This window comes from Mycobacterium sp. FW102-FHT13B02 (assembly GCF_058790275.1).
This window is the reverse complement of record NZ_JBYTCM010000004.1, coordinates 1-26,209: the sequence shown is the minus strand read 5'-3', so window position 1 is coordinate 26,209 and position 26,209 is coordinate 1. Positions and strand designations below refer to the sequence as shown.

At 68.8% G+C, this 26,209-nt stretch carries 19 protein-coding genes and 1 pseudogene; 7 read left to right on the top strand and 13 right to left on the bottom strand.

The window, feature by feature from the left end:
- Position 1 precedes the first annotated feature (1 nt).
- The 3 genes from AC3WTE_RS08200 (at position 2) to pip (ending at position 3,050) form a co-directional block, all read left to right on the top strand.
- On the top strand, positions 2-1,027 hold the full coding sequence (locus AC3WTE_RS08200; protein ID WP_492436865.1) for a ParB/RepB/Spo0J family partition protein: 1,026 nt from the start codon (positions 2-4) through the stop codon (positions 1,025-1,027).
- A 230-nt stretch (positions 1,028-1,257) separates the two neighbouring features.
- Positions 1,258-2,010, top strand: a complete 753-nt coding sequence (locus tag AC3WTE_RS08195; protein ID WP_492436864.1) for an acetyltransferase — start codon at positions 1,258-1,260, stop codon at positions 2,008-2,010.
- Positions 2,011-2,099: 89 nt separating this feature from the next.
- Positions 2,100-3,050, top strand: coding sequence for a prolyl aminopeptidase (gene pip / locus AC3WTE_RS08190; RefSeq protein ID WP_492437334.1), 951 nt, complete (start codon positions 2,100-2,102; stop codon positions 3,048-3,050).
- Between the two features lie 2,136 nt (positions 3,051-5,186).
- On the opposite strand, the pseudogene AC3WTE_RS08185 reads toward pip, so the two are convergent.
- The 9 genes and pseudogenes from AC3WTE_RS08185 to AC3WTE_RS08145 all read right to left on the bottom strand — a co-directional run.
- Positions 5,187-5,639: pseudogene (locus AC3WTE_RS08185) on the bottom strand (AAA family ATPase); the annotation flags it as partial.
- A gap of 109 nt (positions 5,640-5,748) precedes the next feature.
- The gene (locus AC3WTE_RS08180) at positions 5,749-6,942 is read right to left on the bottom strand and encodes an N-acetylmuramoyl-L-alanine amidase (protein ID WP_492436863.1); all 1,194 of its coding nucleotides are present in this window, start codon (positions 6,940-6,942) and stop codon (positions 5,749-5,751) included.
- A 158-nt stretch (positions 6,943-7,100) separates the two neighbouring features.
- Entirely contained in the window at positions 7,101-7,433 is a 333-nt protein-coding gene (gene trxA, locus AC3WTE_RS08175) for a thioredoxin (RefSeq protein ID WP_138232308.1), read from the bottom strand.
- Positions 7,434-7,474: 41 nt separating this feature from the next.
- Positions 7,475-8,440 (bottom strand): thioredoxin-disulfide reductase, encoded by a 966-nt coding sequence (trxB, locus tag AC3WTE_RS08170; RefSeq protein WP_492436862.1) that lies wholly within the window; start codon positions 8,438-8,440, stop codon positions 7,475-7,477.
- Between the two features lie 121 nt (positions 8,441-8,561).
- Complete coding sequence (locus AC3WTE_RS08165) at positions 8,562-9,326, bottom strand: RsmA family anti-sigma factor (RefSeq protein WP_492436861.1); 765 nt, start codon at positions 9,324-9,326, stop codon at positions 8,562-8,564.
- An 86-nt stretch (positions 9,327-9,412) separates the two neighbouring features.
- Positions 9,413-9,964, bottom strand: a complete 552-nt coding sequence (sigM, locus tag AC3WTE_RS08160) for an RNA polymerase sigma factor SigM (protein WP_492436860.1) — start codon at positions 9,962-9,964, stop codon at positions 9,413-9,415.
- Between the two features lie 96 nt (positions 9,965-10,060).
- Positions 10,061-13,447, bottom strand: coding sequence for a murein biosynthesis integral membrane protein MurJ (gene murJ / locus AC3WTE_RS08155; protein ID WP_492436859.1), 3,387 nt, complete (start codon positions 13,445-13,447; stop codon positions 10,061-10,063).
- Positions 13,444-15,867, bottom strand: a complete 2,424-nt coding sequence (locus tag AC3WTE_RS08150; protein WP_492436858.1) for a hypothetical protein — start codon at positions 15,865-15,867, stop codon at positions 13,444-13,446. Before AC3WTE_RS08150 ends, murJ begins: the two co-directional genes overlap by 4 nt.
- Positions 15,864-16,661 (bottom strand): NUDIX hydrolase, encoded by a 798-nt coding sequence (locus AC3WTE_RS08145; RefSeq protein WP_492436857.1) that lies wholly within the window; start codon positions 16,659-16,661, stop codon positions 15,864-15,866. The genes AC3WTE_RS08150 and AC3WTE_RS08145 overlap by 4 nt, the downstream gene beginning before the upstream one ends.
- A 198-nt stretch (positions 16,662-16,859) precedes the next feature.
- Between AC3WTE_RS08145 and AC3WTE_RS08140 the strand changes: the two genes are divergently transcribed.
- Positions 16,860-18,290: a CCA tRNA nucleotidyltransferase gene (locus AC3WTE_RS08140; protein ID WP_492437333.1), complete on the top strand. Its 1,431-nt coding sequence runs from the start codon at positions 16,860-16,862 to the stop codon at positions 18,288-18,290.
- A gap of 18 nt (positions 18,291-18,308) precedes the next feature.
- Positions 18,309-18,800: a pullulanase gene (locus AC3WTE_RS08135; RefSeq protein WP_492436856.1), complete on the top strand. Its 492-nt coding sequence runs from the start codon at positions 18,309-18,311 to the stop codon at positions 18,798-18,800.
- Here the strand turns inward: AC3WTE_RS08135 and AC3WTE_RS08130 are convergent.
- Together AC3WTE_RS08130 and AC3WTE_RS08125 are read right to left on the bottom strand one after the other, a co-directional pair.
- On the bottom strand, positions 18,797-19,579 hold the full coding sequence (locus AC3WTE_RS08130; RefSeq protein ID WP_492436855.1) for a TIGR03084 family metal-binding protein: 783 nt from the start codon (positions 19,577-19,579) through the stop codon (positions 18,797-18,799). The genes AC3WTE_RS08135 and AC3WTE_RS08130 overlap by 4 nt on opposite strands.
- A 9-nt stretch (positions 19,580-19,588) precedes the next feature.
- Positions 19,589-20,878 carry an MFS transporter gene (locus tag AC3WTE_RS08125; protein WP_492436854.1) on the bottom strand — a complete coding sequence of 430 codons (1,290 nt, stop codon included), beginning with the start codon at positions 20,876-20,878 and terminating at the stop codon, positions 19,589-19,591.
- A 118-nt stretch (positions 20,879-20,996) separates the two neighbouring features.
- Between AC3WTE_RS08125 and AC3WTE_RS08120 the strand changes: the two genes are divergently transcribed.
- A complete protein-coding gene (locus tag AC3WTE_RS08120; protein ID WP_492437332.1) occupies positions 20,997-21,617 on the top strand; it encodes a YqgE/AlgH family protein in 621 nt (206 codons plus the stop codon).
- Here AC3WTE_RS08120 and AC3WTE_RS08115 read toward each other — a convergent pair.
- A complete protein-coding gene (locus tag AC3WTE_RS08115; protein ID WP_492436853.1) occupies positions 21,614-21,970 on the bottom strand; it encodes a hypothetical protein in 357 nt (118 codons plus the stop codon). The genes AC3WTE_RS08120 and AC3WTE_RS08115 overlap by 4 nt on opposite strands.
- Positions 21,971-22,019: 49 nt before the next feature.
- Entirely contained in the window at positions 22,020-23,024 is a 1,005-nt protein-coding gene (locus tag AC3WTE_RS08110; RefSeq protein ID WP_492436852.1) for an LpqN/LpqT family lipoprotein, read from the bottom strand.
- Positions 23,025-23,219: 195 nt separating this feature from the next.
- Here AC3WTE_RS08110 and leuS point away from each other — a divergent pair, with 195 nt between their 5' ends.
- Positions 23,220-26,102 carry a leucine--tRNA ligase gene (leuS, locus tag AC3WTE_RS08105; RefSeq protein ID WP_492436851.1) on the top strand — a complete coding sequence of 961 codons (2,883 nt, stop codon included), beginning with the start codon at positions 23,220-23,222 and terminating at the stop codon, positions 26,100-26,102.
- Positions 26,103-26,209 lie beyond the last annotated feature (107 nt).

The window sequence follows — 26,209 nt, the reverse complement described above, 5'->3', positions numbered from 1 at the left end:
GATGTCGCAGCCGAAGAAGCGCAGCGGACTCGGTCGGGGGCTGGCGGCGCTCATCCCGACCGGTGCACCCGAGGACGGGCAGCAGGACACCTCGCTGCGGATGGGGTCCGCGGCTGCCGACGTGCTGATCGGCGGCGGTCCGACCGCACCGGTCAATGGGGCGGCGGCTGCAGAGTCAGCCGCGGCCGCCAAGGCGGAAGCCGAGGCCATCGGCGCGGTGTACCGCGAGATCGAGCCGACTGCGATCCAGCCGAACCCGCGACAGCCGCGCAGCGTCTTTGACGGTGACGCGCTCGCCGAGCTGGTGCACTCGATCCGCGAGTTCGGTCTCATGCAGCCCATCGTGGTGCGCGAGCTCAGCGAGCCGTCCGGGCCGCATCGCTACCAGCTGATCATGGGCGAACGCCGGTGGCGCGCTTCCCAGGAGGCCGGTCTGACGGTCATCCCGGCGATCGTCCGGGAGACCGCCGACGACAACATGCTGCGCGATGCGTTGCTCGAGAACATCCACCGGGTCCAGCTCAACCCACTCGAAGAGGCGTCGGCCTACCAGCAGCTGCTGGAGGAGTTCGACGTCACCCACGAGGAACTCGCGACACGGATCGGTCGATCACGTCCGGTGATCACCAACATGATTCGTCTGCTGAAGCTGCCCATTGTGGTACAGCGTCGCGTCGCCGCCGGCGTGCTGTCGGCCGGCCACGCCCGTGCGCTGCTCGCGCTCGAAGGGGGAGCGGAGAAGCAGGAAGCGCTCGCCGCCCGCATCGTGGCCGAAGGACTGTCGGTTCGCGCGACGGAAGAAGCCGTCACTCTCGCCAACCGCGACGGTGACAAGCCGACCCCGGCCCCGAAGCGTAAGCCGATTCAGATGCCCGGACTGCAGGACGTTGCCGAGCAACTGTCGACCGCCTTCGACACGAAGGTCACAGTGAGCCTGGGCAAGCGCAAAGGCAAGATCGTCGTGGAGTTCGGTTCGGTCGACGACCTTCAACGCATCGTCGAACTGATGAAGGCCGAACAGAGCTAACCGGCCGGTTTTCAGGGTTGTGACGGCACGACCAGCCACCAGTGCCCGTTACGTCACTGTGACGGTGACGTTTTTGGCGGGCGGGACGGGGAAGGGACGGCGATGTTTCACGTGGAACACTCCAACGTGCGGTGCCCGTCGATCCCGGCTGATCAAACCGGGTCGACGGCGCCGGGTTCTTTTATCCTGAAGAGGCAGCCTGATCCGATCCGGCTTACGACGGGAGTCTGGTGACATCACGAATCACGCCGCTGCGCCTCGAGTCCTTCGAGAGGCTGCCGAAGCATGCGCGGCGTTGTGTGTTCTGGGAAGTCGATCCGTCAACCCTCGGTGATAGTGACCATCTCAGCGACCCCGAGTTCGAAAAGGAAGCATGGCTGTCGATGGTCATGCTCGAGTGGGGATCGTGCGGACAGTTGGCCGTCGGCTGCGACCCCGACCGCGCCGAGGACCCCAACGACGATGCGCCGTGTCTCGGCTACGCGTTCTACGCGCCGCCGCGCGCAGTACCGCGAGCGGGACGCTTTCCGACCGGACCGGTCAGTCCCGACGCGGTACTGCTGACCTCCATCGGTGTCGATTCCAGCGAGGAAGGGGAGGCGCTGCGGCGCCATCTCATTGCTGCCGTTGTGACCGATCTGGTTCGACGTGGTGTACGCGCACTGGAGGCATTCGGCCGCACGACAGAGGTGGCGCAACTCGGTGGGCTCCACACCTGCCCGGTAGAGCTCGCGGCGACGGTGGAGGCGTTCGGGGAATGCAGCGTCGAGCAGTGCGTCATCGACGCCGACTTCCTTCAGGACAACGGCTTCGAGATCATCGCGCCGCACCCGTACTTCCCTCGGCTCCGGCTGGAACTGGAGCAGGGACTCGGCTGGAAGGCAGACGTCGAGGCGGCCCTGGAGCGACTGCTCGACAGCGCGCAGCTGCAGCAGCCCGTCGGGGCCGTCCCCAGTGCGGTGTTGTGGACGCCGCAGCGCTGAGTGCGTAAGCGCCGTGCAGTGGGCGGCCTCCGATCGGTTGGTTCCACGTGAAACAGCGATCGTCCCGTACGCTCGCGGCCGTGGGGGAGATGCCGTTGAAACCGGACGATTCCGGACTGCTCGATGTCGGTGACGGCAACAAGATGTACTGGGAGACTCGGGGCAATCCCGCCGGCCGGCCGGTGCTCATCGTCCACGGCGGGCCGGGAGCCGGCCGCTCCCGCACTGCACACAAGCAATTCGACCCCGAGCTGTTCCACGTGGTGCAGTTCGATCAGCGCGGTTGCGGGGACAGCGTGCCGAGTGCGGCCGATCCGTCGACCGACATGTCATGCAACACGACGGAGCATCTGCTCTCCGACATGGAGGCGTTGCGATGCCATCTCGGCATCGAGCAGTGGCTGCTGTACGGCGGCTCCTGGGCCTCGACGTTGATCCTCGCCTACGCACAGCGGTACCCGAATCGGGTGCTGGGCATCGTGCTGATCGGCGTGACGATGACGCGGCCGCAGGAGGTCGACTGGCTGTACCGCGGGCTGCGGCTGATCCGTCCGGCCGAGTGGGAGCGGTTCCGGAACGGCGTGCCCGAGAAGCTCCGGGACGGCAATCTCGTCGAGGTCTACCGGCAGCTGTTGGAGCATCCCGATGCCGCGGTAAGGGAGCGGGCCGCGCGTGACTGGTGTGCGTGGGAGGACGCCGCAATCGCCCACGAGTCGTTGGGGAAGCCCGGCCAATACTCGGCGAAGATCGACGCCGCGCGGATGGCTTTCGTGCGGATCTGCACTCACTACTTCGCCCGCGCGGCCTGGCTTGAAGATGGCCAACTGTTGCGCGATGCCCACCGGCTTCGCGGAATCCCGGGTGTGCTGATCCACGGTCGCCTCGATCTTTCCGCGCCCGTACGTACGGCATGGGAACTGGCGGAGGCATGGCCCGACGCGGACCTCCGGATCATCGAGGACTCAGGCCACACGGGCAGCCCCGCGATGGCGGCTGCGATCACGCAGGCCGTCGCGAGGTTCGCTCCGCGTAGGGGATAGCGGCGGTTCCACGTGAAACGTCGTTGCACCGCCAGACCTTGGTGACGGAAAAGATGCGCGCCTGCGCTGGCTCTGCGCCCCGCTGAGTCCGCCGTTGTCGGGCATGAGCGAACCGCGTTGCGCATGCCCCGGCTGACTGGAGCGACGTGGGTGAGAGAGCGAGTTGCCGACCGGAGCTGTGACGATGCTCTTGGCTGAAGTAGAAGGCTCGACGCGGCTGTGAGAGACCCGGTCGGATGAGATGGTCGTCGCCACCGCTCGCTGCGATGACACCGTGTCGGCCGCATTGGCCAATCACTGCGGGTCCGTCGAACAGCGGAGGGCGACAGCGGCGCTGCGCCTGCGGAAGTGCCTCGGTCGCTCGCTCTACCCGCCTCGGACGCCAAGCTGCGCCCCGGCTGACGAACTCCGTGCGGGCGCTGGGCCGAGATGACGAACCGATTCCAGGCGCTCGCGATCGACTCCCTCGTCACCCGGACGGGAGCCGGCGGGGGTGAGTGTTGACGCGGCAGCCGAGACGCGTCGATTAGCGCGACGGCGTCTGGCACCTCGGCCTGGCGCCCGTCACCGACGCTGACGGCGTTCCCGCCACGGCAACCCGTGCACGGACTGCGGACCAAGGCGGCCGCGCGCCGACCGACAGGCTGCTGCGGCTCGTCCGCGGCAGACGGCTTTTGGCGGTGCTCGACAACTGAGAGCATGTGCTCGATGTGCGGGCCACTCTGATCAGCTCGGTGCTCGGGTTCGTACAAGCCGTCATCGTGCTCGCGACGAGCCGTGAGCCGACGGGTATCCCCAGCGAGGCGGTTTGGTCGCATGCCAATCTCAGTGACAGGAGCCCGTCCTTTTCTGCCGGCGGGTGGTGTTCCTAGGTGGTTTCGATCTGGACGCGGCGGGGTGTGGCCGGCGGTGCTGAGTTCTCGATCAGCTGAGCCTGCTCGGGAGTCGGGAGTGCCGACGCTGTGCCGGTTGCGGCATGGCGACCACTGCGGGGCGGTGGCCGCCGTGCTCGAGGCGCCGGGCGGCCGGCAAGCAACCAGCCGTCCTCGACGACGTCGAGCCGAGACCCGACGCCCTGCGCGACGTTTGAGTAGACCTGGGAAACCGGCGACGCTGTGGTGCCAGCGCGGCCGCATCCGTGAGGGGGTTCGGCAGGCCTGCTCGTAGACGAGTCCCTGACGACCCTCCAAACGGCACCTGTGGCCTACGCGCGGGTTCTGGCGGTATCGCGGGAGACCCCGTGACGGTTCCTGCGGCGGCTGAAGAAACTCGTCGTCTCGTCGAGGCAGCAGGCACCCGGCTCGACTCGTTCGCATGGTAGGCAATCTCGGGGGAGCACAACTGATGCAGGGGACTGGCATGCCGCGGTGGCGGACATCCGGGCAGCTGTCGCCGAAGCCGAGGCGGCGCATGATCCGATCCGGACTGCGTGTGCCGAGGTCTCGTCGTTGCCTCGGGCTGGCGGGGTGAAGCGGCAGCCGCGCGGGCCACGGCAGAGACCGCCATCGCGATGGCGGCGGAACTCGGTGAGTTCGTGCTCGGCGTCGGCACTGCGGCAGCGGCATGGACAGCCCTCACTCACCGAGATGCGGTGACGACCCGGGAGACCGGTTCAGCGGCCCGACGGCATCTCAGTATCCGCCCGCGGCGATGGTCACCGCGTACGCGCGGACGGCCGAAGCCGAACGTGCGGGAAGTGGTCGCGCGGCGGCTGGCCGACGACGGGGCGGAAAGGAATGTGGGCCGGCATTTGAAGGTCGCGGGCATCACCAGGCCCCCGTGTGGCGATGGCCCAGGACCAACCGGGTCTAGCGTCACGTGACGTTCACACCGCGCTTGCCCTGGCCGTCGGCGCTGCAGTCGGGTTTCGGAGATCTTCGAATACCTGGCGGCGTTGTCCGGTGACGGCAGAAAGGCAGCCCAGGCTCCACGGAGCCGGTGAGCCGATCCGGAGACCGAGTCGGGTGCCGTCCGCTCCCGGTTCACCAGGCGGGGCTATGAGGTGTCAGTAGGAGCCCGGCGGGAGGCCATGGGGGAGACGGAGTTCGACGCGGCATGGTCCGAGGGCGGTGGACTGTCCACGGGCCGTGGGTCGGCGCGAGCGACCGCATCGCGGTCGACCGCCGTCTCGGCGATACGGGCCAGAGCGTCGATGACTTCCACGAGCGGCTGGGTCGTGTCGATCTCGTGAGTGGCCGACCGCCGCAACAGCGGCCCGATCTCTTCGATGTCGGCCAGGATCCGGGCCCGCTCCGCTGCGGACTTGCCGAACGGATTGTTGGTCCGACGCTGCACCCGCTCCAACACGACTTCGGTTGGGGCGGTGAGGAGTACGACCGCGTCGAACCGGTCGTAGAAGCGCCATTGGTTGGCGACCGTGCCCTGAACGAACAAGGGCTGTGTTCGCGGTTGCTTGAGCAGCGCGTCGATCAGCGGCTCTCGCCAAAGAGGCTCGTCCCCGATGACTTCGGTCCACGGTTCGTCGTCGGTATCGACGGTGGCGTAACCCCGCCAAGCCAGCTCGGCCAGCGCCGTCGACTTGCCCACCCCGGACATGCCTGTCACGAGAACCGCAGCGTTGCGATTCATAGCGACTGATTCAACCAGGATTCGCACCGAGGCGCCCGCGCCGAGCACTCAGCACCCCACACACGCGATCTCCGCGCGCTTACCGCACCCGACGGCGGAAGGACAGAAACTAAGCGCCGGCCTGGCCGGCCTGCTCCACGGACATCTCGTGGGCCAGCAGCTCGGCGAAGGTGAAAGTGCCTGTGGGACGGTCGTTCTTGCCCAACAGGTACAACCGTTTCACCGCGGCCAGGATGCCTTCGGCGATGGAGTCGCGGGAACCGGGAGAGGTCAGGAGCTCCCGGTCGTGCGGGCTGCTGACGTAGCCGATGTCGACCTGCACGGTGGGCATCCGGGTGAGCCGCAGCAGGTCCCAGGTCCGGCCGTGGGTCCGGCAGTCGCGGAAACCGCTGCGTGCCACGACTTCCCGTTGAATGAAGTCGGCGAGGTTGCGACCGATGGTGGACACCGAACCGTGTGAGTTGCCGAAGTAGAACGATGCGACACCATTGGCGGCCGGGCTGGGCAGGCTGGCGCAGCGCAGGCTGATCATCAGATCGGCGCCGACGGCGTTGGCGGTCGAGGCGCGCTCGGCGTCGGTCGGGCTGCCACTGACGGGGCGGGACAGGAACGTGTCCATGCCGATGGCCGTCATACGGCCTTCCAGGCGGCTGGCGAGATCCCACAAGACGTCGGCTTCACTGACCGGGCCGGACCGGCTGGTCATGATCAGCCCGCGATCTTCGCCGCCGCGGCCCGGATCGATGATGATCCGCTTTCCGGTCAGGCGGGGGCCGCTGCGCCGCACGAGTTCCTCTTCGCGGATCGCGTGCGGTGAACCGCCGGTGACCCGCGAACCCAGGAAGTACAGGGAGCGCAACGTCTCGGGACCGCAGATGCCGTCTGGGAACATGCCGTACTCGCGCTGGTAGGACATCAGGCCGTTGTGGGTCTGCAAGCCGAAATGACCATCGACGAGACCGGTGTAGAAACCGAGATCCTGCAACCGTGCCTGCAGGGTGGCGACGTCGTCGCCGTACATGGGGGCACCGAACTGGTGCGAGAGCGTGCGCGCCCCCAGCCGGTACGAGGCCTCTTTGAGCGCTCGGTAGGTGGCCTCACCGACCATGCCGTCGACGAGCAGTCCACGCTGCTGCTGGAAGGCCCGCACGGCCTGGTCGAGATCGTCGTCGAAGAGATCGAGAGCGACGTGCCTGCCGGTGGTGAGATCCGCGTCGGGACTGTCCAGCAGTCCCAGGGCGGTCAGCGCCGCCCGAATCTCGGTGACCGAACCTCCCCGGTCCCCGCGACGCAGTATCGACATTCCTGGCCTTTCAATCACTGACGCCAGGCGGGCGGACAGCTGCGCACTGGCGGGACGCCGAGTCCCATTGTCGCAGACTCTCCGCTGAATCCCGCAACTTCACTGGCAGCGGCGGCGCGGCCCATCCTCTCCGGACGGACCGCACCCCGCCAGGTGAGTCAGAGTTGGTCTGCGATCTCCCGCAGCAGAGCTGCCTTGCCCTTGGCACCGACGATGCGCTTCACCGGTTCGCCATTCTTGAACAGGATCAGGGTCGGGATCGAGACGACCTGGAAGTTACGGGCGGTCTCGGGGTTGGCGTCGACGTCGAGCTTGGCGACGGTCAGCTCACCGGCCTTCTCACCCGCCAGCTCCTCGAGCACCGGGGCGATCATCTTGCACGGTCCGCACCAGGTCGCCCAGAAATCGACCAGCACCGGGGTGCCGCTCTTGATGACGTCGCTGTCGAACGAACCGTCGGTGACGGTCAGCGTCGCGCTGCCCTCGCTCATGTATTGCTCCTCTCGGGTGAACTCTGTGGGGGATAGGACGATCAGTTGTGCTCGGCCAGCCAGCGCTCGGCGTCGATGGCCGCCGAACAGCCGCTGCCGGCCGCGGTGATCGCCTGCCGGTAGGTGTGGTCGACCAGGTCGCCGGCGGCGAACACACCATCCAGTGACGTGTTGGTGGTGCGACCCTGCACCTGGACGTAACCCTCGTCATCGAGATCCACGAGGCCGCGCACCAGGTCCGACCGCGGGTCGTGGCCGATGGCGACGAATACGCCGGTGACGGGAAGCTTGCTCTCCTCGCCGGTGGCGGTGTTGCGCAGGACCAGGCCGCTGACCTTTGAATCGCCTTCCACCGCAAGAACTTCGGTGTTGGTGACGAAGGTGATCTTCTCGTTGGCCTGCGCGCGTTCCAGCATGATGCGGGACGCGCGGAACTCGTCCCGGCGGTGAATAAGCGTCACCGAACGGGCGAAGCGCGTCAGGAACGTCGCCTCCTCCATGGCAGAGTCGCCGCCGCCGATCACGGCGATGTCCTGGTCGCGGAAGAAGAAACCGTCGCAGGTGGCACAGGTGCTCACGCCCTGGCCGATCAGTTCCTGCTCACCCGGGATACCGAGGTGCCGGGCGGCGGCACCCATCGCGAGGATGACCGCGCGCGCCTGGTAGGTCTCGCCGTCGACGGTGACGGTCTTGATGGGGCCGTCCAGAGACACCGCGTCGACGTCCTCCATGCGCAGGTCGGCGCCGAACCGCAGGGCCTGCTCGCGCATCTCCTCCATGAGCTCGGGGCCGGTGATGCCCTCCTTGAAGCCCGGGTAGTTCTCCACCTCAGTGGTGGTCATCAACGCACCACCGAACTGGACACCTTCGAAAACCAGCGGCTTGAGCTGGGCGCGAGCCGTGTACACCGCGGCGGTGTAGCCGGCCGGCCCGGAGCCGATGATGATCACGTCGTGCACAGCCGGGGCGAGCGAAGCGACGGGGGAATCGGTGTCTTGGGTGGTCATGGCCGCCTTTCATATGGCTCTGGTGAGGCTCATACCTGGCTGGCCTGCTGCCAGAGTCGGTACGCCTATAACACCAGGGTAAGTGCCGGTGTTCCCGGGCGGTTGACGGGCTCCGGGGCGGTCAGCGGCTGGATTGTGTCGGTGGGCCCGGAGCATCGAGGATCACGGCATCGGCGATCAGGCCGGCGTTGACGGAATTGCAGTCGGCAGACACGACCAGGGCCATCGTCGGGCCGCGGTCGGCCCCAGGCAGCAGCAGGAGCACCTGGGCGCGGTCGTGCACGGTCAGGGTGGCGGCACCCAGAATCGGGGTTGTGGGGGAGTAACCGAGCCCCTGCAGACAGGACTGCAAGCGGTCCGGCGGGGCGAGCGCTCCCAACTCGGCAGGCCGGCCTCGCAGGTCGAGGATCTGCCGGTCGGGCCACGGCATGCCCGCCTGCCGCTGCACGGTCAGCGACGCCGCCTTGGGGCCGGCGGAGACCCGCGCCGGTTCGTCAGACCCGCTGAGCACGACGGTGGCGCCGATGGCGATCGCGATCAAACCGGCGGCGGCGCCGGCGATGACGACGGGATGTGCGCGACGCGCACCATGGCCGGCCGAGTGCCCAGGGACGACGGCGTGGCGGGGCGGACGGGTGCCGGCCTCGCGCAGGGCTGATCCGATGTGCGCGGTGACGTCGGCGGGGATGTCGCTCTCGCCGGTGTCGTCCGCCAGGTCATGGAGGTCGCGGCGCACCCGCTCGAGTTCGGCGTACTGCCGCGCCACGACGGGGTCGTCCCGGATGCGCCGGCGCAGTCGGGCGGCCGTGGCGTCGTCGAGCAGTCCGGCCTGGAGGTCGGCGAGCAGTTCCAGGGAGACGGGCTGGTCGGCGTGTTCGTCGTCCACCTGCCGAAGCCTAATCCGGCCGTAGCGGGGCGCGACTGCCCGTCGAACCCGGTGTGCGGTGGAAAAACGTCACGTGACCGGCCCGGTCAGTCGGAGAGATGTGCCAACGACTGGGCGAGCTTGGCCCGGGCCCGCGCGCAGCGGCTCTTCACCGTGCCCTCGGCGATGCCCAGCATTGCCGCGGTCTCGGCCACCGAGTAGCCCTGCATATCGACGGCGACCACCGCTGCCCGCTGTTCGACCGGCAGCCGCAGCAGTGCGCGTTCTACGACGATGGTGGTCTCGACCCGGTGCGCGGGGTCCGCGGTCTGGCAGGCGGTATCGCTGAGTTCTTCAGTGCGGTGAAACTTGTTGTGGCGCAGGCGGTCCAGGCATGAGTTCACCACGATGCGGCACAGCCAGCTGCGGACCGAGCTGTCGTGCCGGAACCGCGGCGCATGGCGGTGGGCTTTGAACAGCGCGTCCTGCAGGGCGTCCAGGGCGTCTTGCGGGTCGTGGCTTGTCAATCGGGCGAGCCGGTACAACTGGTGGCGATGCCGGTAGAACAGCACCTCGAACGCGTACCGCTCACCGGCGACATGTGCCGCGAGCAATTCTGCGTCGGATGCGTCCGACTGTGGCCCCCCGAAACTCCCCACTTCCGAACCATAAAGCGGATTCGGCAGCGGTCTCGACGCGAATTGAGCGGAGCGGTCCTGACCTGCGCAGATGGCCTGCTCAGGCCTGTGGATAACTTACGCCGCCGCCTTCACGACGACGTTCGAGATGTCAGTCTTGCTCTTGCCGTCGACGGTCCCCAGCGTGGAGATCCAGATCAGCAGATGCTGCGTCGGCTGCGCGCCCGAGATCGTGATCGTGTTGGTTCCGGGCTTCATGGTCGCCGGCTGCGTGAGGACGGTCGTGGCATCCAGCGAGGCCGGGGTGGCCGTCTGTGCGGAGCGGATCTGGATGGCGGTGCCCGTGCTGGTCAGGTTGAGGCTGACCGATGCCACCGTGGTCGACTGGGGCAGAGTCAGCATGAGGCCGACGCCGCTCTTGAAACTGGGGAACGGCGTGGGATCGGTGTAGATATCGGTGGACCACGCATCGCCTGCGGCGCCGGTGATGGCCTTGCCTGCGCTCTCCGGGGAGTCAGCGCCACCGCCGGGTGAAAACACCGTAACCCCAACGGGTTTCACCACATTGCCGGGGGTCGGAGCGCCGCTCGAGGTCGGATGCTGGCTGTTGAGACCCAGCTGCTGCTTGTCCAGGCCGCCGCCGACGTCACCGAAGATGCCCTTGAGCACCGACGCCAGCACCAGTAGCGCCACGAGGAGGACGGCGCCGCCGACACCCACCCCGATCAGCAGTGCCTTGCGTCGCTTCGCCGCCGCGTCGAGTTCTGGCGCGTCTGCGGCTTCCGGATGCTGCGAGCCATCGACGGGCTCCAGCAGTTCCGTGGTGTCGGCGACGGTGGTCGCCTGCTGAAGCAGATTCAACAGCGTTGGCGCCGAACGGATTCCGCCACCCTCCTGGACCGCCCGGGCCGCCGCCGCGGAAATCTGGAAGGGGATGGTCCCGTCGACCGCGCGGGGTTCGATGGGCTGGCCGGCGCTGTTCTTCGTCGCGGGCAGCATGCCGCTGAGGGCACCGGATTCGGGCAGGGGCCAGCGGTTGGTCAGCAGCGCGTACAGCGTGGCGCCGATGCCGCGGATGTCGTCTTCAGGTGTGGCGGACGGCAGCGTGCCGGGGAAGGCGAGCACCACGTCGCCCTCGATGCTGACCCGGATGCGGCCAGGGTGGTCGACCGACAACGCGACGCCGGACCGGTGTGCGGACTCGGCCGTCGACGCCAGGGACTGGATGGCGCGGGCACCGCCCATCGCGGACGGTTCCGTCGCGGCCACCTCGGCCAGTGAACCGCCGCGGATCCATTCGCTGACCACCAGGCCGCCATGGCCGAGCCGGGTGACGTCCAGGATCCGGGCCAGCCCGGGTCCCTCGATGTGGCTCAGTTTGCTTGTCCGGGTGAGGATTTCCTGCACCATGGACTGGGGCAGCTCGCCGTCGTGGTCGACGAACGTCAGCGCCACCTGGCGATCGAGCGGAATGTCTAGAGCATGCCAGAACTGCAGATCGGGCGGACCGCCATGGAAGACGAGCAGCCGGTAGCGTCCGTCGGCCACCACGGCGCCGGCCCGCAACGCGACGTCGTCGGCGCTGCCTGACGTATCCGGGATGTGGGCGGATCCCTGATCCGCGGGTGCGTCGGTCACCGCAAATCCTTTCCGAAGGCCGCCCGTGGTACCACTTTCCGGGCTTGCCGCGCCGTTGGCAGACGCGCCGGGCCGGCGTGGTACCGGAGATGAATTGCCGTGTCCAGGGTACGGGACCACGGTCCGTCCCGAGTCCGGTACAGCAGAGCTGACCTGGACTGCGGGGGCGGGTGCCGGGTTGCCGCGGCCCAGCCGGCGCTGCACGAAAGCCACTGCGGCCAAGGCGTCGGGCACCTTCGCGGCCACCAGGACCGCCACGATCACCGGGAGCATGATCAGCCCGAGCAGAAACAGCCGCAGCAACGATCCGGCGGCGCCGCCGTGCTCGGTCAGCCGACCGAACCCCAGCAGCCGGTCGGCGACATAGGCCAGCAGCCCCGAACCCAGGGCGGCACAGATGGTCACCAGAATGGTCCGGACCACCGGCAGCTCGACCATCCGGCCGTGCGGCGGCCGCAGCGCCGACCGCAGCAGGATGTAGCCGACGGTCGCGCCGGCCAGGAACCCCAGGCCATTGGCCAGGCCCAGGTATCCGGCCACGAGTTCCCGGTCATCGGTCAGGTGGGGGGCGATCAGCGAGCCGACGATCTTCACCACGGTGATCACGACGATCAGCACGATCGGGATCCACGGTTGTTCGCGGGCGTAGAACACCCGAAGTTCCAGCAGCACCATGGAATACGGGATGAGGGTGAACGCCGACAGGGTGATGGCCACGCCGAGATAACCGGCATCGGTGGCACCGAAGTTGCCGTACGCGAAGAGGGCACTGCCGATGGCGGGGCCCGCGACGGTCATGAAGGCGACGATGGGGATCAGCGTCACCATGGTCAGCCGGGTGGCCAGCGAGAAATCGGCGAGCACCGCGGGGTTGTCGTTCGCGGCGGCGTTGCGGGACAGCCGCGGCATCACCACTGTCAGCACCGTCACGCCGATCATGCCGAATGGCAACTGCAGCAGCAGCCACGCGTAGTTGTAGATCGCGGGACCGGATGCGGCTGCGTGGCTGGCGATTTCGTTGCCGACGATCAGACCGATCTGACTGATCAGGACGTACAGCATCATGGCGACAGCCATGGTCCCGAACTTCTTGAGCCGGTCGTCGATGCCCCACAGCGGCCGCAGGTCGACGCGGTGCCGGTGCAGGGAGTACAGCAGCATCCCGGCCTGGGCCACGACGCCGAGCGTGGTGCCGATGCCGAGTACCAGCAGCTTGGCGTTGCCCATCTCGACGGGATCGATCGAGAGTTCGCCCGGGACAAGCACATACACGCCCAGCGTGATGATGGCCACCACGTTGTTGAGCACCGGCGCCCAAGCTGGCGGCCCGAAGACGTTGCGGTTGTTCAGGATTGCCATGTAGACCGAGGTCAACCCATAGAAGATGATCTGCGGCAGAAGCAGATACGCGAAGGCGGTGGTGAGCGGCGTGTTCACCTGGGGGTCGCTGCCCAGCATCAGCCGCACCAGCAGCGGTGCTGCCGCGACAGACAGCACCGTCGTCACCAGCAGCAGCGCGGTGGCCAGCGTGACCAGCCGCCGCACGAAGGCGGCGCCACCGTCGGCGTCGTCGCGCTCGGCCCGGGCCAGCACCGGCACGAAGATCGCGGTGAAGGTGGCTTCGAGCACCAGGGCGGCCACCATGTTCGGCAGCTGGTTGGCGACCGTGAACGAACTGGACAGTGCCGCACCGAGAATCGCGGCGAGCAGCACGATGCGCAGGAAGCCGGTGATGCGGCTGACCAGGGTGGCGAAGGCCATGCCCCAGGACCGCGAGACCACGGCGGCGTCGGACAGCTCAGCCCGCCGAGGTGGTGGTGGCGGCGACACCATGGCCTGCGGCCGGGGACCGCGCGGGGCGCTCATGAGTCCTCCGGGGCGTGGGCGATGGCGGTGTCGAGCGGGTCGGGGCGGTCGGGGTGGGAGGTATCTGCCGGGACCGGGCGGGCGTGGTGTGGCCGGTCCAGGTCGGCCCGGTCAGGCTGACCGCGGAACCGGTGCCACAGCCGGCGGCCGGCCAGCAGGAACAGCACCGCGCCCGCGGACAGCGTGATGAAGAACAGCACCTTGCCGTAGGCGTTGGAGTGCACCGACAACCGGACCGGTTCGCCGAGCGTCAGTCCGTTGACGGTGCGCAACGCGACGTCCACCGCCACGCGCTGGGTGAAGTGCACCTCGATGGGCACGCGCAGCGGCAGATAGCCCGGCGGCAGTTCGATCTCACCCATGTCGGTGACGGTCATGCCGGGTGGCGCGTCGATCACCAGTCGCACCCGGATGGGCAGCGGGAGGTCGTTGCGCAGGGCGAGGGGGAGGGGACTGCGTTCGGTGGCCAGCGTGTACGAGCCGCCGGGGTTGACGACGGTGACCGCGTGGAAGAGGTCGTCCATCGTGGCCTGCGTGGTGGTGACGCGCTGCTGGGCCAGGGTTTCGCGGACGGTCGGTGGTACCGACTGGGTCAGCGCCCGCAGCATGTCCTCGCGCAGCGGCGCCGTGTACTGATCGCCGGTGAGCCCGGTTTGGGTGTTGACGGTCAGCGCGGCGGTCAGGCCCCAGATGCGCTCCATGGCGGTCGAGATCTGGCTGGTGATGCCGTCGCCGTAGCGGGCCTTGGGGTTGCCGGTTCCGTTGTCCGGCGGTGTGGCGGACGGCGTGGACGGCTGGGCCTGGGCATCGGCGATCACCGCGGGCATCGGGCGGGCGACCGCCAGCCCGGAGTGGATCGCCGTGGCCACCGACGTCAGGATCGCCTGCGCGTCGTCGGGGGTGACGTCCCACGCCAGCGGGGGCATCAGGATCTGGTTGCGGGGCTGCGCGTCCGGCTGCAGGCCACGCCACAGGACGGAGGCGATGGCGTCCTGGCGACGTGCCACCGGCGAGTCATGGATGAGCGGCACGTGCAGCGACGTGTCGAGATATCCCGGCGAGAGCGGGGTACGCCCGGCGCCGGCGAGGGCGGCCGCGACGCACGGGTCGAACGGAGCCACGGTGACCTTGTCGCTGTATCGCCGGGGTGCGGTGTCGGCGGGATGATCGGACTCGTCGGCGGTGATCGGCGCCGCGGCGATCGCGACGGTCGGTTCGGGCTGCGCGGACAGCAGTCGGACGGCCGGGCCGGTGAGCGGGCCGTCGCCGACGACCGTGGCGCCGCGCAGGGATTGGATGCCGAGAAGCTGGTTGACGATCGGTCCGGCGTCGGTGGTGGCGGTGGAGCTCAGGGCGGCGTCGCCGACGCGCTGCAGCGCGCGCAGGTCAGCCTGGGCGTACACCGTCGGGGTGACGCACACCCGCTGTGCCAGCTCTCGCAACCGGTGCAGCCACTCGGTCGCGGCCTGTTGTCCGGTACCCGGGTGGGTGGGGGAGTTGAGGCCGGCGGCGGGGTCGTCGGATACGACGTAACCGCCGCTCATGGCATTGACGGTGATGAGCAGGTCGGGGTCGATGGCCAGACACATCGCACCGCGCATCAGGCCGCCGGGATCCACCTGGTCGTTGGTCGCGAAGTCGGCGGCGGCCAGCAGCGTGTCCAGGCGGCCGCCGTTGGCCAGGGACGTGGCGAGGTCGTCGTCGGCCAGGCGGGCCGGTTCGGTGCGGCCGGGTACGCCGGCGGCCAGGTGCGGACGGTCGGCGAGCGGCCACAGCAGGGTCAGTGCGACGGGACGCGCGGTGTCGGGCGGGACGACGGCGTCGATGGGCTGCTGGCCGGTGCCGCCGGGGACGGCCGGGGTGGCGGGCACGCCCAGCACGGGTAACAGGAAGCGGGCGTCGTCGAGCCGGGCGGCCGAACCGTAGTCGGGTGTCCCGTTGACGTTGACCAGCAGTGGATACACCCCGGGCTGGTCGATGCCCAGTGCCGGATGGTCGGCCGACCGTACCGGGTAGGCCAGCCGGAACGGCACGCTCTGCCCGCGCGCCAGATCCTGCGAGACGGTGGTGAAGTCGCCGACCGCGGAGTAGTCCGTCGGGTCGGCGGCGAGCGTGGTCCGCAGCCCGGACGACGACGTCACCGCGGGCGAGTGCTCGAGACGAACCATGACGTCGTGCACCGGGCGGTCACCGACATTGGTGACGGTGCCGGTGACCGTCACCACCGGCTCGCTGGTGGTGGTGACGACGTCGGGGGTGACGTGGTCGATGCGCAGTTGCAGGAACGTCGTCCCGCCCGGTTCCCCGGCCGATGACTGCGGCGTGATGGGAGCGGTGAGCAACAGCAGCAGGGCGGTGACCGCCAGGATGCGCAGGAGAGCTGTCGAGGCTGGCCCCAACAGCTCCCGCCTGACCTTCACGACCCGGGTCCGCAGCCGTTCGCGCGGCGGCCGGGCTGAGTGTGGGCGGAGTCGTCGTTGCGATGGTTCCGCGTGCGGGAATGGGTCTGTGGGCGGCGGCGCGGCGCGGTGCGCGGCAGCGGCGGCAGGGCGCCCGGTCCATCGGTGTGCAGTTTGTCGATCAGTTCGCCGGCCACCTCGGCAAGCTTGCGCTCGTCGGCGTAGGCCAGGCGGGACGGCAGTTCCCGCAGCGGCACCCAGGCCACTTCGGTGACCTCGACGTCGTCGTCGGAGAGTTCGCCGCCCTGGAATCGCATCAGGTAATGGTGCACTGTCTTGTGGACGCGCCGGCCTTCGGTCACGAACCAGTAGTCGATGCTGCCGAGCGCGGCCAGCACGCTGCCCTGCAGTCCGGTCTCCTCGGCGACCTCACGGATGGCGGTCTGTTCGGCCGTCTCGCCGAGTTCGATGTGTCCCTTGGGCAGTGACCACAGCATCCGGCCGCGGCGGTCGATGCGGCCGATGAGCGCGGCCTTCTGGGTGTCCTTGGGGCCGTCGAGCCCGTCGATCACCAGTCCGCCGGCTGAGGTTTCGTGCACGGTGCGCAGCCGGTCGTTGTTCGACTTGCGCGGCGCAGGAGCCGACGGTGCGGAGGTAGCGGCGGTGGGAACAGACTGGGCGGTCCCGTTGTTGCGGCTGGCAGCTGCCGAATCGGAGTCGGCGCGCTGGGTGCTGTCACTGGGCGGACCGGCCGAGCGTCGACCGCGACGTCGCCCGCGGCGTCGTCGTGGTTTGGCACGCTCGCCTTCCGACACCCAAGCGATAGTAGCTGCTCAGCTTGGGCGGTCTGTCCCCACTCGCCGGTCAGTGGCCCAGTTGTGACCGTGCCGCGATGGTCGGTACCGGCCGGTGGGGTGGGCGCATTAGGCTCATCGGACGTGCCGAACGATGCAAGTGCCGACGCCGGGTCGGAGCGGAGTCCCCAGAGTGCTGAGGGCGGCGACCCGACAGCATTGCTGACCGCTGCCGCGGTCGCGCTGAACAAGCATGCGGATTTGCTTGTGGACCTGGGCCGGGTATTCGCCACGGCCGGTCATGAGCTGTATCTGGTGGGCGGCAGTGTGCGCGACGCGCTGCTGGGCCGGGCGCTGAACGACCTGGACTTCACTACCGACGCCCGTCCGGCGCAGCTGCAGAAGCTGCTGCGCGGCTGGGGAGAAGCGTTGTGGGACACCGGGATCGAGTTCGGCACCATCGGGGTCGCCAAGTATGGGCAACGCATCGAGATCACCACCTTCCGGGCCGACACCTATGACCAGGTGTCGCGGAACCCCGAGGTGGTGTTCGGTGACCGGCTCGAGGACGACCTGCTGCGCCGGGACTTCACCGTCAACGCCATGGCGGTCCGGATCGACCCGGACCTGCCCGGTGGCATCGGCGAATTCCACGATCCGCTGGGTGGACTGGCGGGTTTGGCCGATCGGGTGCTGGACACGCCGTCGGCACCGCAGGTGTCGTTCGGCGACGACCCGTTGCGCATGTTGCGCGCTGCCCGGTTCGTCTCGCAGCTCGGTTTCGCGGTCGCGCCGCGGGTGCTGGAGGCGCTGCTCGAGATGGCGCCGCAGCTGGGCCGGATCACCGTCGAGCGGGTGGCCGCAGAGCTGGACAAGCTGATGCTGGGCGCCGACCCGGTGGCCGGCGTGGACCTCATGGTGCAGACCGGACTGGGTGACGTGGTGCTGCCCGAGGTCGGTGCCATGCGGATGGCCATCGATGAGCACCATCAGCACAAGGACGTTTACCACCACTCGCTGACGGTGTTGCGCCAGGCGATCGACCTGGAGGACCAGGGACCCGACCTTGTCCTCCGCTGGGCAGCGTTGCTGCACGACATCGGCAAGCCGGACACGCGCCGCCACGAGGCGGATGGCGGCGTCAGCTTCCACCATCACGAGGTGGTCGGCGCCAAGATGACGCGCAAGCGCATGCGCGCGCTGAAGTATTCCAAGCAGATGATCGACGATGTCTCGCAGCTGGTGTATCTGCATCTGCGGTTCCACGGCTATGCCGACGACAAGGGCACCGGCAAGTGGACCGACTCCGCGGTGCGCCGCTACGTCGCCGACGCGGGGCCCCTACTGAGCCGGCTGCACAAACTGGTGCGTGCGGACTGCACCACCCGCAACCGCCGGCGCGCGGCGCGCCTGCAGGCCAACTACGACGGTCTCGAGCAGCGCATCACGGAACTGGCCGCGCGAGAGGATCTCGCGCGGGTGCGCCCGGATCTGGACGGCAACGAGATCATGACGCTGCTCGGCATCCCGGCCGGCCCGCAGGTCGGGGAGGCGTGGCGGTTTCTCAAGGAGCTCCGGCTGGACCGCGGCCCGTTGACCCACGACGAGGCCGTCGCCGAATTGCAGAAATGGTGGAACGCCAGGGGCTGACCATCCGTCCAATCAGGTATGGACTATTGCCTGAGTGATGGGGACGGGTCGGCGTCGTGGTGGCCGGGGGAGCCGGCGGTGGACGCCGACGGAGACGGCACGCTCGACGGCGTACGGCTCGATGTGGACGGCGACGGATTGTTCGATGACGCGCTGGCCGACTTCGACGGCGACGGCCGGGCCGACCACGCCGCCATCGACGTGGAGGACAGTGCGGCTCGGCGCACCCTCACCGATGACGGATCAGGTACCTGGGCGGTGGGCTCGGGGCTGCGGTGGTTCGGCTTGGACGGCACCGAGCAGAGCGGGGGAGCGGTCGTCGACTTCGACGGCGACGGTGTGGCCGACGACCGGCTGGTCGACGCCGACGGCAACGGTCTCGCGGACCGGGTGCTGGCCGGGTCTGTGGGCTACGTGGACACCGATGGAGACGGGCGGTGGGACATCCAGCTGACCGACACCGACGGTGACGGTACGGCCGACGCGGCCGCCCCGGTCACGCGCGGCTAGTTCCGGCCCGCTCCCGGCGGCCCGGCGAACGCCTGGGCGATGGTGAGCCACTTCTGGGCGTCCTCGCCGACGGCCTTCACGTCCAGCTCGCGCAGCGGCCGCCGCTGCGTCACCAGTAGACAGAAGTCTTCGGCCGAGCCGGTCACCCGCTGCCCGGCGTCGTCCGGGCCCCAGGTCCAGAGGGAGCCGTCGGGCGCGGAAAGTTCCACGTGAAACACGTCCGTCGGCGGGGTCAGCTCGTGGAGCGTGAACGCGAAATCCCTTGTCCGCACCCCGATGTGCGCAATAGACCGCAGCCGGGCTGTCGGCTCGCGCCGGACCCCGAGAGTGTCGGCGACGTCGGCGCCGTGCGCCCAGGTTTCCATCAGCCGCGCGCTGGCCATGGACGCGGCGCTCATCGGCGGGCCGAACCACGGCAGCTTGCGGCCGTCGGCGACCCCTTCGAGTGCGTCGTGCAGGGTGGCGCGAGTGGCGCGCCACTGCGCCAACATCTCCGCCGGCGGGGTCTGCGCAAGCTCTTCCGCCGCCACTTCCACGAACCCGAGCGGGTTCTTCCACGCTTCGGCGAGAGTCGCGGCGAAGGCGTCCTCGTCGGTCACCGCCAGCACGGACACCTGGTCGGTCCACCACAGATGCGCGATCTGATGGGCGATGGTCCAACCCTCGGCCGGGGTCGCGGCAGCCCATTCGGAGGGCGGCAGATCGGCGACCAGTCGGTCCAGGTCATCGCTCTCGGCACGCAGATCGGCGATCACACCGGCAGCAGCATTGGGGGCCATGGCAGCACCCTAGACGGTACCGACGGTTCTGCCGCGCTTGCCCAGCGTCGCGTGCAGGCCCAGGCCGATGACGTAGACGACAGCGCCGGCGGCCATCAGCGCCGACGACTTTCCGTCAGCCGGGATCACCGCCGCGGCGGCCGTGATCGCGACGATGAACGCCAGCCAGAACAACGCGTCCTGAACGGCGAACACGTGGCCGCGCAGGGCGTCGTCGACGTCGAGCTGCATGGCCGAGTCCGCGCACAATTTGACCACCTGCCCGGTCGTTCCCAGCACCAGACTGCAGGCGATGAGCACCGGTATCTGTAGGCCGGCGCCGGCCAGCTGGACCACCGCCGCGATGGCGAGGGCACCGTTTGCCGTGGCGTAGCGGCCCCAGCGTCGGACCGCGGGCGGCATGACGAGGTTGGCGAGGAACGACCCGAGCCCGGCGGCGGCCACGAACACGACGGTTACCGCGAACCCCGCCACGTGTTCGCCGCCGCCGTGCCGGACGATCACCAGCACCATGAGGGTGTTGATCCCGAACACCATCCGGTGGGCCGCCAGACCGGTGAGGGTGGCCGTCACCGTCGGTACGTTCGCCACCGACCGGAGCCCGTAGACCCAGCCCGTGATGACGGCGTACATGACCGAACCGTGCACCGCGCGGGCGCTGTCGTCGGGCCCCAGGAGATGACGGTGGAACCGCACCGACAGCCAGAGCGCCAGTGCGACGGGCAGCGCCGCCAGCCAGATCACCACCGCCGAGCTGGTGTCGCCCGCGCCCATCAGCCAGCGCGGCAGCAGCATCACGTTGGCGCCGGCGAACGCCGAGATGGCGCCGGCCGCGGTGGCGACCGAGTTCATCGACACCACCTGTTCGGTCGGTACCACGTGCGGCAGTGCGGCCGACAGGCCCGAGGAGACGAAGCGGGTGAAGCCGTTGACGATCAACGCGCCGAACAGGATCGGCCTGTCGGACGCGGCCGTGGCCAGCAGCGCGCCGACGCAGAGCATCACCAGCAACCGTGCGAGGTTGGCGCCGATGAGCACTTGCCGGCGGTCCCACCGGTCGAGCAGCGCGCCGACGAACGGACCCAACAACGAGTACGGCAGGAACAGCGCGGCGAACGATCCCGCGAGGGCCCACGGTGTGGCCGCCCGATCGGGGCTGAACAGCAGTGCGCCGACCAGGCCGGCCTGGAAGAGTCCGTCGGCGAACTGGCTGACCGCACGTAGTTCCAGCAGCCGGCGGAAGTCCGGCAGGGCCTGCACCGCATGCAGGACGACGTGGTGGGAACGGCGGTCGGTCACTGGAATATTCGTGTCCTGATTTGAGAGTGCCGGGCGTGATTGAAGCGACCCGCTCCACAGTACAAATATCCCGCCAAGCCGTGTGCGTTGGTCACGCCGACGGCGCGCGAGTGCGATGATGGAGGGCGTGGCGCAGTCAGAGGAACCGGAGGATTACCGTGATTTCGCTCCCGCCTCGCATGGGATTCGGGCCGGGACCCTGCTGCTCGCCAACACCGATTTGCTGGAACCGACGTTCCGGCGCAGCGTCATCTACATCGTCGAGCACAACTCCGGCGGTACCCTCGGCGTGGTCTTGAACCGGCCCAGCGAGACGGCCGTGTACAACGTGTTGCCGCAATGGGCGAAGCTCGCCAAGAAACCCAAGTCCATGTTCATCGGTGGCCCGGTGAAGCGTGATTCCGCGCTGTGCCTGGCGACCATGAGGGTCGGAGTCGACGCGGCCTCGGTCCCGGGGCTGCGCCATGTCCAGGGCCGCATCGCGATGGTCGATCTGGACGCCGAACCCGAGGACATCGAAGACGCTGTCGAGGGTGTCCGGATCTACGCCGGCTACTCGGGGTGGTCCGTCGGGCAGCTCGACGGGGAGATCGAACGCGACGACTGGATCGTGCTGTCCGCGCTGCCGTCGGACGTCCTGGTGGAACCGCGGGTCGATCTCTGGTCGCGGGTACTACGGCGTCAGCCGATGCCCATGGCGATGCTCGCGACGCACCCGATCGATGTGAGCCGGAACTAGCTGCAGGACAGCGTGCAGCTGGCGCAGCTGCCGGCGCAGCCGTCACCGGCGGGCGCGCTCTCGTGGGCCATCATGGCGGCTCCGGCCTTGGCGCCCTGGTAGCAACCGGCGGCGAAGGTGCCGACGGCGCCGATGACACACACCATCAGCACCGTCACGCCCGTGCTGCGCGGCGCGACGAGCGCAGCGGCACCGCCGGCGGCGAGCATGACGGCCGTCGCGAGTTGGATGGGCGCAACCGAGCGCAGCACCCGTGGCACGGTGTCGGTGGAATGGGGGCGGCGCAGCGACCAGGCGCCGACGCCCGCGGTCACCACGGCCGCGCACAGGCACAGCACCGCGGCGATCAGCATGCGTCTCAGGATAGGGGCGGCCGGGCGGCCACTCCAAACCGGCGACCGGTCAGCGGCCCAGTCCGGGAATCGATGCCGTGAGGGGCACGGCCCCGGCAGCATGCGGCAGGACGGCGGCCGGAGCCGGAACCATCGGTGCGGCGGGTGCCGGTGCGGGAACGGCGGCCGGTGCGGGAACGGCGGCCGGTGCGGGAACGGCGGCCGGTGCGCCCGGTGCGCTGATCTTGAAGCCGTTGACGATGGCGTCGGTGGCGCTGCCGGAGGCCACGGTCACCTGGGCGCTGGTGGTCACCGCCAGCGTCACGAGGTATCGGTCCGTGCCCGATGTCGCGATGACGTGCCGCCGCGAGGTGTTGAGCGTCATGTTGTTCTCGCGGTAGGTGCCTTCGATGATCGACGACGGCATGCCGTAGAAATCGGCCATCGAACCGTCGGTGGACCGCCAGGCGACCTGCTGCTGGCTGTCGATGAACCCGTGGCTGATGGCTTCGCGCGGGTCGAAGTCGCCGACCAGCTTGTAGACCTGCAGCGCGGCGTTCGAGGTGTAGAGGCCGTCGCCGCCGACGCGGTCCGCGATGACGGCGAAGGCGTCGGGCACGTTCGGATCGGGTACCGCGGCCCAGCCCGGGGGCACCGGCAGGACGATGTTCAGCGCGGTGAAGCCCGCGGCCGCCTGCCGCTGCATGACGACGTTGTGGGCGTGGAAGAAGTCGGCGATGGTGCCCGAGGCGGCCGGTGCGATAGCCGGTGTCGGGGCGGGGGCCGGCGCGATGACCGGTTGGGCCACGGCCGGCTGGGGAATCGTGGCTGGTTGGGGGACCGCTGCTGGCTGACCGGCGGGAATGAAGGCGGGCCCGGCCGGTTGTGCCGCGGCCGCCGGCGCCGGGGCGGCTTGCACGGTGACGGTTTGGGTCACCGTGGCGGGGGCCGGGATGACGGGTTGTGGCGGGAGCGGTTCGGCGGACGCGATGTTGCCGGCGAAGCCGACGACGCCTGCGAGACCCGCGGCGACACCTCCTGCCAGCAGTCGCCAGTGGCGGGCGTTCTCGAACATGTCGTGCCGATCCTTCCGCTTCACTTCTGCCTCACGCGTTGCACTGGAGCCGACTGTATGTAGGCGCAGGTAGGGCCCACCAGATCCGGCGCGCACCTGCAACCGTGCCCTGACCGCACTGCAACGGAACCGAGACCAACGGCCGTCCGCTGGCGTGATGCAGGTCGCGCCGGGGGTGTTGACTACCCTGTGCACGTGAGTGATTCCCCGAATGCGCAGGCCAACGTGCGTCCCGAGGCGGCCATGGCCGTCGACGCCGACAGCCCGCAGCACCGTTACACCGCCGAACTGGCCGGCCGCATCGAGGCCGATTGGCAGCAGGTGTGGACGGACCGTGGGACCTTTAACGTGCCCAACCCCGTCGGCTCCCTCGCGCCCACCGACGGCTCCTTGGTGCCGGCCGACAAGATGTTCGTGCAGGACATGTTCCCGTACCCGTCGGGCGATGGCCTGCACGTCGGGCACCCGCTCGGCTACATCGCCACTGACGTGTACGCCCGCTATTTCCGGATGACGGGCCGCAACGTCCTGCATGCTCTGGGCTTCGACGCCTTCGGTCTGCCCGCCGAGCAGTACGCGGTGCAGACCGGCACGCACCCGCGCACCCGGACCGAGGCCAACATCGTCAACTTCCGGCGGCAGCTGGGACGGCTGGGCCTGGGGCATGATGCGCGGCGCAGCTTCGCCACCACGGACACCGACTTCTACAAGTGGACGCAGTGGATCTTCCTGCAGATCTACAACGCCTGGTTCGACGTATCGCAGCAGAAGGCCCGGCCGGTCGCCGAGCTGATCGCTGAATTCGATTCCGGTGCAAGGACTCTCGATGATGGACGGGACTGGTCGGTGCTGTCGAAGGCCGAGCGGGCCGAGGTGGTCGACTCGTATCGCCTGGTGTACCGCTCCGACTCGATGGTGAACTGGTGCCCGGGTCTGGGCACCGTGCTGGCCAACGAGGAGGTCACCTCCGACGGGCGCAGTGAGCGCGGCAACTTCCCGGTGTTCCGGAAGCGGTTGCGGCAGTGGATGATGCGGATCACCGCATACTCCGACCGGCTGCTCGAGGACCTCGACTTACTGGACTGGCCCGACAAGGTCAAGGCCATGCAGCGCAACTGGATCGGTCGCTCCGTCGGTGCCGAGGTGTTGTTCTCCGCGGGGGACGCCGACATCGAGGTCTTCACCACCCGCCCGGACACGCTGTTCGGTGCCACCTATCTGGTGCTGGCGCCCGAGCATGATCTGGTGGACTCCCTGCTGGCCGAATCCTGGCCCGCCGGCGTCGACGACCGGTGGACCTACGGTGCGGCCACCCCGGCCGAGGCCGTCGCGGCCTACCGCGCCGCCATCGCGGCCAAGTCCGACCTGGAGCGCCAGGAGAACAAGACCAAGACCGGCGTCTTCACCGGCAGCTACGCCACCAATCCCGTTAACGGACACCAGGTTCCGATCTTTATTGCGGACTACGTGCTGGCCGGCTACGGCACCGGCGCCATCATGGCGGTGCCCGGCCACGACCAGCGCGACTGGGAGTTCGCGACGGCGTTCGGCCTGCCCATCGTGGAAGTCATTGCCGGCGGCGATCTCTCGGTCGGTGCACATGTCGGCGACGGTGCATTGGTCAACTCCGACTACCTCGACGGCCTGACCGTCGCCGACGCCAAGGCTGCCGTCACCGAGAAGCTGGTTGCGGACGGCCGCGGCCAGGCCCGCGTCGAATTCAAGCTCCGCGACTGGCTTTTCGCGCGTCAGCGGTACTGGGGCGAGCCGTTCCCCATCGTCTACGACGCCGACGGCCGGGCCCACCCGCTGCCGGATTCGGCGCTGCCGGTCGAGCTGCCGGACGTGCCCGACTACTCGCCGGTGCTGTTCGACCCGGACAACGCCGACAGCGAGCCGTCGCCGCCGCTGAACAAGGCCACCGAATGGGTGCACGTCGACCTGGATCTCGGTGACGGGCTGCAGGCTTACACCCGTGACACCAACGTCATGCCCCAGTGGGCCGGCAGCTCCTGGTACGAGCTGCGCTACGCCGACCCGCACAACTCGGAAACCTTCTGCGCCAAGGAGAACGAGGCCTACTGGATGGGCCCGCGCCCCGAGATCCACGGGGCCGGTGACCCGGGTGGCGTCGACCTGTACGTCGGCGGCGTCGAGCACGCGGTGCTGCACCTGCTGTACTCGCGGTTCTGGCACAAGGTGTTGTTCGACCTCGGCCACGTGTCGTCGCGTGAGCCGTACCGCCGCCTGGTCAACCAGGGTTACATCCAGGCGTTCGCCTACACCGACTCCCGTGGCGCCTACGTGCCGGCCGCGGAAGTTGTCCCGCGCGACGGCAAGTTCTTCTGGACCGGCCCGGACGGTGAGATCGAGGTCAACCAGGAGTTCGGCAAGATCGGCAAGAGTCTGAAGAACTCCGTCTCGCCCGACGAGATCTGCGAGGAGTACGGCGCCGACACCCTCCGCGTCTACGAGATGTCGATGGGTCCGCTGGAGGCGTCCCGGCCGTGGGCCACCAAGGACGTCGTCGGTGCGCACCGGTTCCTGCAGCGCGTGTGGCGCGTCGTCGTCGACGAAACCACCGGTGAGCCAAGGGTTTCTGACGACGAGTTGTCCGATGAGACGCTCAAGCAGTTGCACCGCACCATCGCCGGGGTCAACGAGGACTACGCCGCGCTGCGCAACAACACCGCTGCCGCAAAGCTCATCGAGTACACCAACCACCTGACCAAGGAGGGCGTCACCGCCCGCGCGGCGGTTGAGCCGCTGGTACTGATGGTCGCGCCACTGGCCCCGCACCTGGCCGAGGAACTGTGGCGCCGCCTCGGCAGCGACGCGTCACTGGCCCACGGCCCGTTCCCGGTCGCCGACGAGCGCTACCTGGTCGACGACACCGTCGAGTACCCGGTGCAGGTCAACGGCAAGGTGCGCGGCAAGATCGTCGTGGCGGCCGATGCGGACAAGGCCACGCTGGAAGCCGCGGCCCTCGCGGACGAGAAGGTGCAGGCCTTCCTCGCCGGCGCCACGCCCAAGAAGGTCATCATCGTGCCCGGCCGTTTGGTCAACATCGTCGCCTGACGCGGGATTTGTGCACGAAAAGGTACGTTCAGTGGTTGTTGCGTTTTGATTGAGCGTGTCTGGGTGTTTTGACCTGGCGTTTCGGCAGAATGTGTTGGTGGCCAAGA